Source organism: uncultured Tessaracoccus sp., from assembly GCF_947255005.1.
GTDB lineage: Bacteria > Actinomycetota > Actinomycetes > Propionibacteriales > Propionibacteriaceae > Arachnia.
The window spans coordinates 18,135-30,082 of record NZ_CAMYFI010000007.1 but is presented as its reverse complement, the minus strand read 5'-3'; the positions used below and the strand labels follow the sequence as shown (position 1 = coordinate 30,082).

Sequence of the window (11,948 nt, the reverse complement as noted above, 5' to 3'; positions counted from 1 at the left end):
GCACTGGCAACGTTCAGATCCTGCAAGCCATGCTCAAGCGGGCGCTTAGTAACACAGCGGCGACAGTGCGTGATCATCACATGTATCGGCATCAGCCTGAGCAAGGCGTGCTGGTGGAGGATGATCGTGAGATTACTACTCGGTTCCGGACGCATTGCATGGCAAGACGGCCTACTCGGACGAGAACCCTCAACGTGTGAGGGTTGTTGCGAGTTTCCGCAATAGATCACACACTTTGATGGGCGTGCCTCGCCGGTTGATGCCACGGGTTACTGCGTGGGCTTCTCTCGGTCTGTGCCAGGCACCCAGAGCGTCTCGTGGTCCGTCCCGTTTGTGACGCGAGCCATCACGAACAGCAGGTCCGACAGCCGATTCAGATAGGTAACCGCCAGCGGGTTCATGCCGCCCTTGCCTTCCTCGTCGCTAGGTTCCGTGCCGTACGTGTCGACGCACGCCCAAGCCGTGCGCTCCGCACGGCGCACCAGCGTGCGGGCGACGTGCAGTTGCGCGCCCGCCGGAGTGCCACCCGGCAGGATGAACGACCGAAGCACCGGCAGCCCTTCTTGCAGCTCGTCGCAGTACGCCTCGAGACGATCGATGGAGCTTTGCACGATGCGCAGGGGCTCCCATTTGGGGTGCTCGCTCAGCGGATTCGACAGGTCTGCGCCGAGGTCGAAGAGTTCGCTGCGCACCACGTCGAACATTTCCACGATGCGCTCGGGGAGCCCGAACGCCACAGCGAGCCCGATGGCGGAGTTGGCTTCGTCCACCTGCCCGTAGGCTTCTACGCGCAGATCAGTTTTGCGAGCGACGGAGTTGTCGGTGAGGCGGGTTTCGCCGCCGTCGCCAGTGCGGGTATAAATCTTCGAGAGTGTGACCATGCTTGCCAGCCTAGTAGCGGATAGGCTGCCATACGTGCGTGTATCTCAGGTGAGCATCTTGTTCGTGGCCATAGCCCTCGGATTGTCGGCATGTGCCGACGCCAACCAGTCGGCGTCTAGTTCAGGTGACGGCCTCAGCACGGCAACGCAATGCGATTATCCATCCGACCAGACGGAACCGGCTCGCCCGGTGGACCCACCACCAGGCACGAATGTGCCAAATCAGGGCACCGTGAACGCCACTTTGCAGCTCACCGCAGGAGATATCAACCTCACGCTCGATCGCGAGAAGGCCCCCTGTACCGTCAACAGCTTCCTTTCGCTCGCAGAGCAGGAATATTACGACAACACGCAATGCCATCGCCTGGTTGACGAGGGCATCTTCATCTTGCAATGCGGCGACCCGACCGGCACAGGCCTGGGTGGGCCTGGTTATACCTTCGCCGACGAGACCACCAACGACCTCACCTACACATCCGGCGTGGTTGCCATGGCGAACCGTGGTCCCGACACGAACGGGTCCCAGTTCTTCCTCGTCTTCGATGACTCCGAATTGCCCCCGCATTACACCGTGTTCGCGACGATGGATGACGCCGGGCTCGAGATCATCCGCGGTATCGCCAGGGCGGGCGCGGGCGACGCAGGCCCCGCCAAACCCAATGCCGAAGCGCGCATCAAGAGCGTAACGCTGGGCTGATTAACCGGATAGCTCACCCAAGAAAAGGCGGAGCGTCTGCACGAAGGTGTCCGGATCGTCGGCGTGCACCCAGTGGCCGGCCTGCTTCACCGTCATCATGCGCACGGCGGGAAACAGCTCTCGCATCACTGCCTGATGGGACTCCTTGATGTAGTCGGAGCGCCCACCGGCCACCCACAGCGTCGGGCCTTCGTAGCTCCACCCCGCAGCGGGCTTCCACCCGGCAATGGCGTGGAGATTGTCGCCCAACAAATCCAGATTGGGGAGCCAACTCCAGGCGCCGTCCTTGTGCTGCAAGTTCTGCAGCAGGAAGCGCCGGATGTCGTCGTTGGGAATTCGCTCAGCCAGCACCCGATCAGCCCATCCGCGGTTTACGACGTCGTTCAACGGGAGGCTTTTCAAGCCCGCCACCAACGACGTGAAGTTTAGCGCCGAGTCATTGCGGGCGGGGGAGATGTCGACGACAACCAGGCCAGCGACTGCCTCGGGGCGCTGCAGAGCGAAACGCATCGCGACCTTTCCGCCCATCGAATGCCCGACCACGACCACTGGATGATCGAAGTTGTCGAGAATCCAATCGCCGACGATGTCGGCCATTTCGTCGTAATCGAACTCCACCGTCCATGGGCTATGACCATGGTTCGGCATGTCGAGCAAGTGCGAAGTAGCAACCGCCTCTAGCGCACGGGCGACGGTAAACCAGTTCTTGCCCTGGCCGAACAGGCCATGCATGAAGACCACGTCGATGGGGCCGTCGCCGACGGTTCTGGAATAGAGGGTCATGAGCGCTCCCAACAACTCGAGTGCCAGTGCCGTCGCACCTCCACGCCAGACCGGGCGCCCAGTGGGGGACTCTCAGGCCAAACGACGACGTGCCCGAGCCCTGCTCGGATCAGCTGATTGCAGCCAGGGCAGCGGTAATCCTTAGAAGATTGCCCAGGACGGATGGTGCGGCTCAAGAACGAGGAGCCATCAACGATATAGCGTCGCACGTCTTGCCCCATCCGTAGCGGACGCGGAGGTCGAAGATGCTTCGATGGACGTTTGCGGCCCATCAGAACAGCCGCTCGTCTGCGTTGTCGAGCCCACGCAGCGCATCATAATCAATCAGCAGGGTTTCGATGCCCCGATCATGGGCGAGCGTGCGGGCCTGGGGCTTGATTTGCTGGGCAGCAAAAATGCCGCGCACGGGGGCGATCTGCGGGTCTCGGTTCATCAGCTCGAGGTAACGAGTGAGCTGCTCCACGCCGTCGATCTCGCCGCGACGCTTTACCTCGACGGCGACGTAGCGGTGCTCGGCGTCTTTCAACAGAAGGTCTACCGGGCCGATGGGCGTCATGAATTCGCGCTGCACCAGATTCCACCCCTCGCCGAACGTCGACGGGTGCTCGGCCAAGAGCGCTTGAAGATGTGCCTCGACGCCATCCTTGACGAGCCCGGGGTCTACTCCAAGTTCGTGGTCGGTATCGAGGAATACCTCGCCGATCTTGATGTGCAGGGTGTCGCCCTGGGATGCACGGACGATCCACTCCTCGGTCACGCCAAGCTCTTCAGCCGTCGTCTGGTCTGGGCTTTGCACCGTGAGCGTGCACGGCGGGCTCATCCAGTTGAGTGGCTTGTAGGCACGGTCGTCGGCGTGGACGGAAACCGAGCCGTCGGCCTTGATGAGCAGGAGCCGCTTGGCCATGGGAAGGTGGGCGGTGAGGCGTCCGACGTAGTCGACCTGACACTGCGCAATCACCAATCTCACGCTCGCTACGGTACCAGCGTTGTGCGCACCGGCCCCAACTAGCGTCGATCCAGCGCTGGCTTCACCACTTCCTTGAAGATGAGCATGAGCGCCGCGGCCGTCGGAATCGCCAACAGTGCGCCGATGATGCCCAAGAGAATGCCTCCGACGAGTGCGGAGAGTATAACGAGTACACCCGGTACTTTGACCGTGTGACTCATCACGCGTGGGTAGATCACGTAGGCGTCAAGCTGCTGGTACAGCACAAAGAAGATAATGGCGGCGATGGCCGTTGTCGGGTTCACCGTGAACGCCACGAGTGTGATGATGACGGCGCCGGTGGGCGGGCCAATCACAGGGATGAAGCATAGGAGACCATGCATGAACGCCAACGCGACGGCGTACTCACGCATGCCGGCGAAGTAGACGAACACAAATGCCGAGCATGTGGCGAGCAGAACGATGATGATCATGCCCTGGATGTAGCCCGATACGCCGGCGAAGATCTGATTCGCAATGCGTTTAGCTGACCCGCGCTTACTAGCCGGGGCCAGGCTGTACACCAGGTGCTTGATTTTATCCAGCGACCCGATGAAATACAGCGTGAGCACTAGCGTAATGATGAATGAGAACACGAAGTTCACCACGACCGCTCCGGCACCGAGCACGCCGTTGAAGACTTGGTGCCCGATGTTGTTGGCTTGCAGCGCCGCCTGTGCCTTGTCAATGATGCCGTACTGCTCATTGAGATTTCGGATCTGCCGGTTGGCGAGCAGATTATTCAGCATGCGAGGGAGGTTGCGCGCCAGGAGCGTTACCTGCTGTGTGAGGAGCGGCACCACCGTCACGATGCCGAGTGCGACGATGCTTAGCACGGCAACGGTGACCAAGGCCATCGCCACCACTTTGTGCATCTTGCGTTGCAGGAACATGATCAGCGGGCTCGCGCCGAGGGCCAGCACGAAAGCAAGGATGGTGAGCACGACGATGTTCTGCACCGTTGCTATCGCTTGGCTGAGCGCAATGGCAACGAGCACCCCGAGTGCTCCGAAGAATCCCTTCGCAAATGAACTCGGCTGAGGGTGGTCAAGTTGCTCGGCGTCGGAGATCTCCGGCAACTCGGGCTCCTCTGCTACAGGCGCGGGCGCAAGGGCTGAACGGACCTTATTGAACACCGACTTGCGTGGAGGCTTCGTTTCCTCGCTCATGCCGTCGTCGAGGGTTCATCGTCGACGGGATCCTCGATGTCCGTCTGGTCCGGCTCCTCGTCAGCGGTCTCAGGCTCGGCCTCGTCCGCTGCATCGTTTGCGGGGTCGTCGTCCGTGGCGAGGCTCGTCTCCTCCGTGACCTCGGCATCGGCTTCCTCCGCTTCTGTGGCGTCGCTCAGCTGAACCTCGGTGGTCGGCTCTTCCGGACCGGCCTCCGGCAGTATCTTGTCGGGAATCTCGACGAAGTCGTCCAGCACTGCTTCGGTATCGGTGTTGGAGAACTCCTCATCGGCTTCGGCTGCCAAGGCACGGAGATTGGCGAGCTGGGCCACGGCGCTACGCTTACGCGCTTCGAGCACCCCGACCTCACGCAGCAGCTTTTTCTTGCTCCATTCGACGCGCTCTTCGATATTCGTGAGCACTTCCTTCGCCCTGTTGCGCGCATTGGTCATGATGGTTTCCGCTTCACGGTGCGCCGTCACGCGGACATCTTCGGCATCTTCGAGCGCGCTCTGACGGATCTCCGAGGCATTGGCACGGGCGGCGGCGACCTCGTCTGCGGCATGTTTTGTTTCGGATTCGTGGAGTGCGAGACGTTCAGCGATGGCCTTCGCAGCAGCGTCGGCGGCGGCGCTGGAGTCAGCCAGCGATCGCTCCGCCTCCTTATACGCGCGTTCACGGATAGCGGCAGCGTCGCGTTCCGCCTCTACACGCAGACGCTCCGCTTCGATGCGTCCTGCTTCGATGATGCCGCTCGCCTCCGAGCGGGCGCCAGTGATCACGGTGTCTCGCTGCTGTTCCGCGTCTTCAACGATCTTGGTCGCGCTGGTGCGGGCGTCGTCGAGAGCCTTCTGGCACGCCGCGGACTGCTCGGTACGCAGGTCGCGCAGCGACGCGATACCAGTCAAGCGGATATCGTCGGCTTCTTGCTGCGCGGAGTCGCGCAGTGAACCGGCAGAACGCCGGGCTTCGGTGACGATACGCTCGGCTTCGCGTTCAGACTGGTCAACGATGTCCTTGGCCTGCGCTTCCGCGGCACGCAACAGCCCCGTGGCGTGGGAACCCAGTTTCTCGAAATCGGTCTCGCCGACTTCGGCCCGGATGTAGGTCATCTCCCGCTGCAACGAACGCAGGCGTTGTTTCAAATCGCTGACTTGGTATTCGACTTCGCGCACATAACTGTCTACCGAATGGCGCTCGTAACCGAGCACTGAGGCGGGAAAGCTGCCGGCTGCGGTCGCCTTGTCGTCGAAGAGGTTGAGGCCGGTCTCTTCTGATTCCATGTCGCGGGATGGATCCACCACGTGAGTCTCCTTAGGCATCGTGTGGGCTGCAAGGACAGCTTATATCTACCCCGATGCAAGAACAGAGGGTGGACCCTTGTAGATGTCCACCCTCTGGAATCGATGTTCAGTAAACTTACTTCTTCAACTCCACGAGCTCGAGGAGCACGCCGCCGGCATCCTTCGGGTGCACGAAGTTGATGCGGGAATCCGCGGTGCCGCGCTTCGGCTCAGGGTAGAGCAGACGCACGCCGCGTTCCTTCAGCACCTCCATGACGTGGTCGATGTCGGCCACCCGGTAGGCGAGTTGCTGCAAGCCCGGGCCCTTCTTATCGAGGAACTTCGCGATGGTGGATTCCTCGTTCAGCGGTGCGAGCAGCTGAATCTTGGCGTTCTCTTCGCCCTGCGTGCCGGTGCCGATCATGGCCTCAGCGACGCCTTGTTCCTCGTTCACTTCACGGTGGAGTTCACGCCAGCCGAACTTCTCGGCGTGGTACTTGATGGCCTCGTCCAGGTCGGGGACGGCGATGCCAACGTGATCGATGCAGATAAACAGATCTTGATTCTCCATAGCTCCAGCTTTCCACATAGAGGTAATTGATTGCGGTCGGGGTCGGATAGTGCTGCAGGCCGCGTGGTGCATCAGGCAAGGGCGCCGTCGACGATTTCCTTCGCGGCTGCCTGCACGTCGGCGAGGTGAGCCTCATCCTTGAGTGATTCCGCGTAAATCTTGTACTTGTCTTCCGTGCCCGACGGGCGTGCAGCGAACCACGCATGCTCGGTGGTGACCTTGATGCCGCCGATCGCCGCGTCGTTGCCGGGAGCGTGCGACAACACGGCGGTGATGGGCTCACCGGCGAGCTCACCAACGGTCACGTCCTCGCGACTCAACTTCGCCAGGCGCGCCTTCTGCTCGCGGTTCGCTTCCGCGTCGACGCGCGCATAGTACGACTTGCCGAATTCGCTCTCCAATAGCGCGTAATGCTCGCTGGGAGTCTGCCCCGTCACCGCGATAATTTCGGAGGCCAGCAAGCTCAAGAGGATGCCATCCTTATCGGTCGTCCATGTCTTGCCTTGCTTGTCCAGGAACGACGCACCAGCTGACTCTTCGCCACCGAAGCCGATCGCGCCCGACATCAGGCCAGGAACGAACCACTTGAAGCCGACGGGAACCTCGACGAGCTTACGCCCGAGCTTGCTCGCCACTTTGTCGATGAGCGACGAGCTCACCAAGGTCTTGCCGATACCAGCATCGGCGCTCCAGCCAGGACGGTGCGAGAACAGATAATGGATAGCCACGGCGAGATACGCGTTGGGATTCATGAGTCCGGCATCGGGGGTTACGATGCCGTGACGATCGGAGTCAGCGTCGTTACCGGTGGCGACGGAGAACTTGTCGCGCTGCTGTACGAGCGAGGCCATGGCATTGGGGGAGGAGCAGTCCATGCGGATCTTGCCGTCGGTGTCGAGCGTCATGAAGCGCCACGTCGGGTCGACTGTTGGGTTCACTACCTCGATGGGCAAGCCCTGCTCTGCCAGGAATTGCCAGTACTGCACCGACGCGCCACCCATTGGGTCAGCCCCGTGGCGCAGGCCAGCGGCCTTGATCGCGTCGAAATCAATCGCCAGCGCCAGCTCCTCGCAGTAGGGCGTGCGGTAGTCGTAGCGCTGCACCTCCGCTTGTTCGTAGGGCACTCGCTTGATTCCCGAAGGCTCTGCCATGAGTTCATTGGCGCGAGCCGCAATGACTGAGGTGGCGTCGGTGTCTGCTGGGCCGCCGTGTGGAGGGTTGTACTTGAATCCGCCGTCGCGGGGCGGGTTGTGCGAGGGGGTCACAACTATGCCGTCTGCCTTCGCGTCATGCTCACGGTTGTAGCGAATGATGGCGCGCGAGACTGCCGGTGTGGGCGTGTACTCGTCCTCACGCTCCGCGAGCACCTGGACGTCGTTGGCAGCGAGCACTTCGATGGCGGTTTTCCACGCGGGCAGCGAGAGCCCATGGGTGTCCTTGCCGATGAAGAGCGGACCATTGATGTCCTGTGATGCGCGATACTCGACGATGGCCTGCGTCGTGGCCGCGATGTGGAGCTCGTTGAACTTCGTGTCCAGGCTGGATCCGCGGTGGCCGGAGGTGCCGAACACCACCTGCTGATCGGGATTGTTGGGGTCTGGGGTGAGATCGTAATATGCGCTCAATAGCGCATCGACGTCGATGAGGTCGGATTCCTGGGCCAACTGGCCCGCGCGTTCATGTGCCATGCCTCCATCCTATGGCTGTTTGAAGAACTGCGAGTGGGCTAGGAATATAGAGGCATGACTTCCGAGCAATTCAACCGTCCCGGCGCCGTCGATCTGTCCCATTTGTCGCAATCGCCTAGCGCAGCCGCTGGCGGCAACTACGTCATGGCCATCACTGAGGCCGAGTTCGAGCAGGCGGCCGCTAAATCTGCACAGCACCCCGTCGTGCTCGAGTTCTACTCGCCTCGCGACCCGAACGGCGAGACGGTCTCGAAGGCACTCGCCGACGCCGTGAATGCCGAGGCAGGTCGCTTCCTGCTGGGGCGCGTCAACGTCGATGAGCAACCCCGCATCGCGCAGGCACTCGGCGTGCAGGCAGTGCCGACGGTGGTGGCGCTGATCGCGGGCCAGATGGCACCGTTGTTCCAGGGCACGAAGAGCGCAGAAGAGATCAAGGCCGTGTTGGCGCAGGTGGCGCAGGCAGCCGTCGCCAACGGGATGACCGGCCGGGCGGAACCCGTCGGGGGAGGGACTGCTTCGAGCGCCGGCGACGAGCAGCCCGCGAACCCTAAGTTTGCGGCTGCGGATGCGGCACTCGAGGCTGGGGACTACGCGAAGGCCGTCGAGGAGTTCGACAAGCTGCTGCAAGATACCCCCAACGATGTTGAAGTGATCGCCGGGCGAGCTCAGGCGAGCCTCCTCGAACGCTCGACGCACTTTGACCCAGCGCAGGTGGTGGCAAACGCCGGAAAGAGCGACGATTTGGCCGCACAACTCGAGGCGGCCGACCTCGAGGTGATCCAGGGAGCCAACGAGCAGGCGCTAGAACGGCTCCTCGGCTTCGCGGCGACGGCGTCACCAGAAGATAAGGAGACGGTGCGCGTGCGCGTGCTGGAGCTGTTCGAAGTGATTGGCAGAACGGATCCCGTCGTGCTGAAGGCAAGGCGGCGGCTCGCGACCGTGCTGTTTTGAACCTGCAACAGCTAACGGCCTGTTGAGCCTGGTCGGCTCCTAGTGCCCGGCTTCGGTGTACCCAGTTTCCCCGGCGAGCAGTTTCGCGATGCGCCTTGCGGATAGTTCAGTGACGTGCTGGGGCACCTCGTCGGGATGCACCCAGTGCAGCGCCTTCAGTTCCGCATCGGATGGTTGCAGCTGGCGAGCAACCTCAGCGTCGAAGGGCGGGACGCGCCAGAGGAACTCGATGGCGTCCGACCAGCCCAGGTACGGCGGCATCCAGTCCACCAGTGCGGGCTGTCCGAGCTCCACGACGATGCCAAGCTCTTCCAGGATCTCTCGTTCGGCACCGAGCCTTGGTGATTCGCCCGGCTCGATCACGCCGCCGGGTAGCTCCCAGTCGGATTTGTAGTTGGTCTCCAGCAGGAGCACCTCGCCGTCGGGATTCGTGCACAGCGCATGCCCGATCACGCGCTTCGTGGGCAACGCCGAGTTCATCACTGACGAGAAACCAACCGGGCCGTACACCACGTCGGTGGCGAGCCGGGCGTAGACGAGTACGTCGACGAAGCCTCCGTCGGGGACGCGCACGGCTTCGCGGAGCCGGCCTTCCCGACGAAACCCGGCCTGGTGGAGTGCCACTTTGGCGGGGATGTCGGTGGCCGGGATCTCGACGGTGAGCCGACGCAGGTCGTGGCCGAGGATGGCGTCGTCGGCGGCGAGGCTGATGCCCTTTTCGAGCACCTCCACGTCGACAACTTGCTCACACCACGATAGCTTGCCGGTTCCGTCGCCTGAGAGCGAGACGGAGACGCGAAACTCCGACGACATCAGCGCGCGCTGCGCTCAAGCCAAATGGAGCCGAGCGGTGGGATCGTGACGTTTGCGCGTGCCGGGAAGTGGCTCCACGGTTCGTCCTTAGCGTGCACTTCACCGAGGTTTCCGAACTGGCCCGAACCGTCGTAGACGGGGGAGTCGGTGTTGAGGATCTCCTTCCAATCGCCGCCTGCGGGCAGACCGATTTCGTAGTCGACAAGCGGCTCTGGTGAGAAGTTGGTGATGCACGCGACGTGGTTGCCCTCCACATCGTGGCGTACCCAGCTGAGCGTGTTGTGGTTGTTGTCGTCAGCATTGATCCAGGTGAACCCGGCGGGATCGTTATCGAGCTCCCACAAGGCGCTGTGTTCGCGGTAGATGGTGTTGAGGTCGCGGAACAGGCGCTGGAGGCCGCCGTGGCCCCACATGTCGGATACCCACCATTCGAGGCTCACGGCTTCGTTGAATTCCGGGCGCTGACCGAACTCGCAGCCCATGAAGATGAGTTGCTTGCCGGGGAAGCTCCACATGAACGAGTAGTAGGCACGCAGCGTCGCGAACTTGCGCCAGTCGTCTTGGGGCACCTTGTTGATCATGGAGCCCTTGCCGTGCACGACCTCGTCGTGGCTGATCGGTAGCACGTAGTTCTCCGAGTATGCGTAGACCATCGCGAAGGTCAACAGGTTGTGCTCGTATTGGCGATACACCGGGTCGAGTTCCAGGTAACGCAGAGTGTCGTTCATCCAGCCCATGTTCCACTTGAGCCCGAACCCCAGGCCGCCTGCATCGACGGGCTTCGTGACGCCGGGGAAGCTCGTCGACTCTTCTGCGATCATGCAGATGCCGGGCTCGCGCTCGTAGAGGTGTCTGTTGACGTAGCGGAGGAAGTCGATGGCTTCGAGGTTCTCCCGGCCGCCGTACTGGTTGGGCACCCACTCGCCTTCGTTGCGGGAGTAATCGAGGTACAGCATGGAAGCAACCGCGTCGACGCGGAGCCCGTCGATGTGGAACTCCTGGGCCCAGTAGAGCGCGTTGGAAACGAGGAAGCTCTTCACCTCGTTGCGGCCGTAGTTGAAAATATAGGTGCCCCAGTCTGTGTGCTCGCCCTGGCGCGGGTCGGCGTGCTCGTAGAGGGCGGTGCCGTCGAAGCGGCCCAGCCCGAAGGCATCCTTGGGGAAATGGCCGGGCACCCAGTCCATGATCACGCCGATGCCCGCCTGGTGGAGACGGTCGATGAGGTAGCGCAGATCGTCGGGTTTACCGAAGCGCGACGTGGGGGAGAAGTAGCCGGTGATCTGGTAGCCCCAGCTGGGCGCGTAGGGATGCTCAGCCAGCGGCATGAACTCGACGTGGGTGTAACCCTGCCACTTCACGTATTCGACGAGCTCTTCGGCGAGCTGGAGGTACGACTTGCCGCGACGCCACCCGCCCAGGTGCACCTCGTAGATGCTCATCGGTTCGGCGTGCGGCTTGGCCTCGCGGCGCTTGGCCATCCATTCGTCGTCGGACCAGACGTACTTCGATTCGTAGACGATCGACGCGTTGGCGGGCGCCTGCTCAGAGAACTTCGCGACGGGGTCGGCCTTCTCGTGCCAGTTGCCGTATTGATCTTCGATCTTGTACTTGTACAGGGTTTCCTCGCCGAGCCCCTCGATAAACAGACCCCACACGCCTGAGCCGGGGATGAGCTCCATGTCGTCGCCCTCCCAGTAGTTGAAGGGGCCGGTGACGAGTACCCGACGCGCATTGGGCGCCCACACAGCGAACCGTACGCCAGTGATTGGCCCGCGTTCATCGTCGTCGACGGTCACAACCTTCGACCCGAGGCGCTTCCAGATCTCCGTGTCGCCGCCATTGTGGAACCCCTCGAAGTCCCAACCTGTCAGTCCGCCGAACTTGTCGTGTGCCATGTCTTCTCCTCGAAGATCGGTGTCTGGCCCCAATGTACCGTCATCCAGTCTCGCGCGTGCGGTGACCCATTGAGTGTGCCCGCCGCCCGCCTACCCGGCGCGAACCTCGTCGGGCACGTGTCGCGGTTCCGTCAAGCACCTGCAACCTGTGCGGCAACAGAGCGGATCATGTGTCACTTGCTTCCCGACGGCGCCTCGTCGCAGCTAGGCAGGTGACACATGTTCCGGGACA

Annotated in this window: 11 protein-coding genes; 2 read left to right on the top strand and 9 right to left on the bottom strand. The window is 62.3% G+C overall.

Annotated elements, in window-relative coordinates:
• Positions 1–269 precede the first annotated feature (269 nt).
• The gene (locus Q0X61_RS02805) at positions 270–881 is read right to left on the bottom strand and encodes a cob(I)yrinic acid a,c-diamide adenosyltransferase (RefSeq protein ID WP_297740129.1); all 612 of its coding nucleotides are present in this window, start codon (positions 879–881) and stop codon (positions 270–272) included.
• 34 nt (positions 882–915) lie between these two features.
• On the opposite strand from Q0X61_RS02805, the gene Q0X61_RS02800 reads away from it, so the two are divergent.
• Entirely contained in the window at positions 916–1,578 is a 663-nt protein-coding gene (locus tag Q0X61_RS02800) for a peptidylprolyl isomerase (protein ID WP_297740127.1), read from the top strand.
• Here the strand turns inward: Q0X61_RS02800 and Q0X61_RS02795 are convergent, their stop codons facing one another.
• The 6 genes from Q0X61_RS02795 to pgm form a co-directional block, all read right to left on the bottom strand.
• Entirely contained in the window at positions 1,579–2,361 is a 783-nt protein-coding gene (locus Q0X61_RS02795; RefSeq protein ID WP_297740125.1) for an alpha/beta fold hydrolase, read from the bottom strand.
• A 271-nt stretch (positions 2,362–2,632) separates the two neighbouring features.
• On the bottom strand, positions 2,633–3,328 hold the full coding sequence (nucS, locus tag Q0X61_RS02790) for an endonuclease NucS (protein ID WP_297740123.1): 696 nt from the start codon (positions 3,326–3,328) through the stop codon (positions 2,633–2,635).
• Positions 3,329–3,366: 38 nt separating this feature from the next.
• Positions 3,367–4,515 carry an AI-2E family transporter gene (locus Q0X61_RS02785; protein WP_297740121.1) on the bottom strand — a complete coding sequence of 383 codons (1,149 nt, stop codon included), beginning with the start codon at positions 4,513–4,515 and terminating at the stop codon, positions 3,367–3,369.
• Entirely contained in the window at positions 4,512–5,819 is a 1,308-nt protein-coding gene (locus tag Q0X61_RS02780; RefSeq protein ID WP_297740119.1) for a DivIVA domain-containing protein, read from the bottom strand. Before Q0X61_RS02780 ends, Q0X61_RS02785 begins: the two co-directional genes overlap by 4 nt.
• Before the next feature lie 115 nt (positions 5,820–5,934).
• A complete protein-coding gene (gene mce / locus Q0X61_RS02775; RefSeq protein ID WP_297740117.1) occupies positions 5,935–6,369 on the bottom strand; it encodes a methylmalonyl-CoA epimerase in 435 nt (144 codons plus the stop codon).
• Positions 6,370–6,440: 71 nt separating this feature from the next.
• Positions 6,441–8,057, bottom strand: coding sequence for a phosphoglucomutase (alpha-D-glucose-1,6-bisphosphate-dependent) (gene pgm, locus Q0X61_RS02770; protein ID WP_297740115.1), 1,617 nt, complete (start codon positions 8,055–8,057; stop codon positions 6,441–6,443).
• A gap of 54 nt (positions 8,058–8,111) precedes the next feature.
• On the opposite strand from pgm, the gene Q0X61_RS02765 reads away from it, so the two are divergent.
• Complete coding sequence (locus Q0X61_RS02765) at positions 8,112–9,008, top strand: tetratricopeptide repeat protein (RefSeq protein ID WP_297740113.1); 897 nt, start codon at positions 8,112–8,114, stop codon at positions 9,006–9,008.
• Between the two features lie 39 nt (positions 9,009–9,047).
• Here Q0X61_RS02765 and Q0X61_RS02760 read toward each other — a convergent pair whose 3' ends face one another.
• Together Q0X61_RS02760 and glgB are read right to left on the bottom strand one after the other, a co-directional pair.
• Positions 9,048–9,821 (bottom strand): NUDIX domain-containing protein, encoded by a 774-nt coding sequence (locus tag Q0X61_RS02760; protein ID WP_297740111.1) that lies wholly within the window; start codon positions 9,819–9,821, stop codon positions 9,048–9,050.
• Positions 9,821–11,716, bottom strand: a complete 1,896-nt coding sequence (glgB, locus tag Q0X61_RS02755; protein WP_297740109.1) for a 1,4-alpha-glucan branching protein GlgB — start codon at positions 11,714–11,716, stop codon at positions 9,821–9,823. The genes Q0X61_RS02760 and glgB overlap by 1 nt, the downstream gene beginning before the upstream one ends.
• Positions 11,717–11,948: the final 232 nt, after the last annotated feature.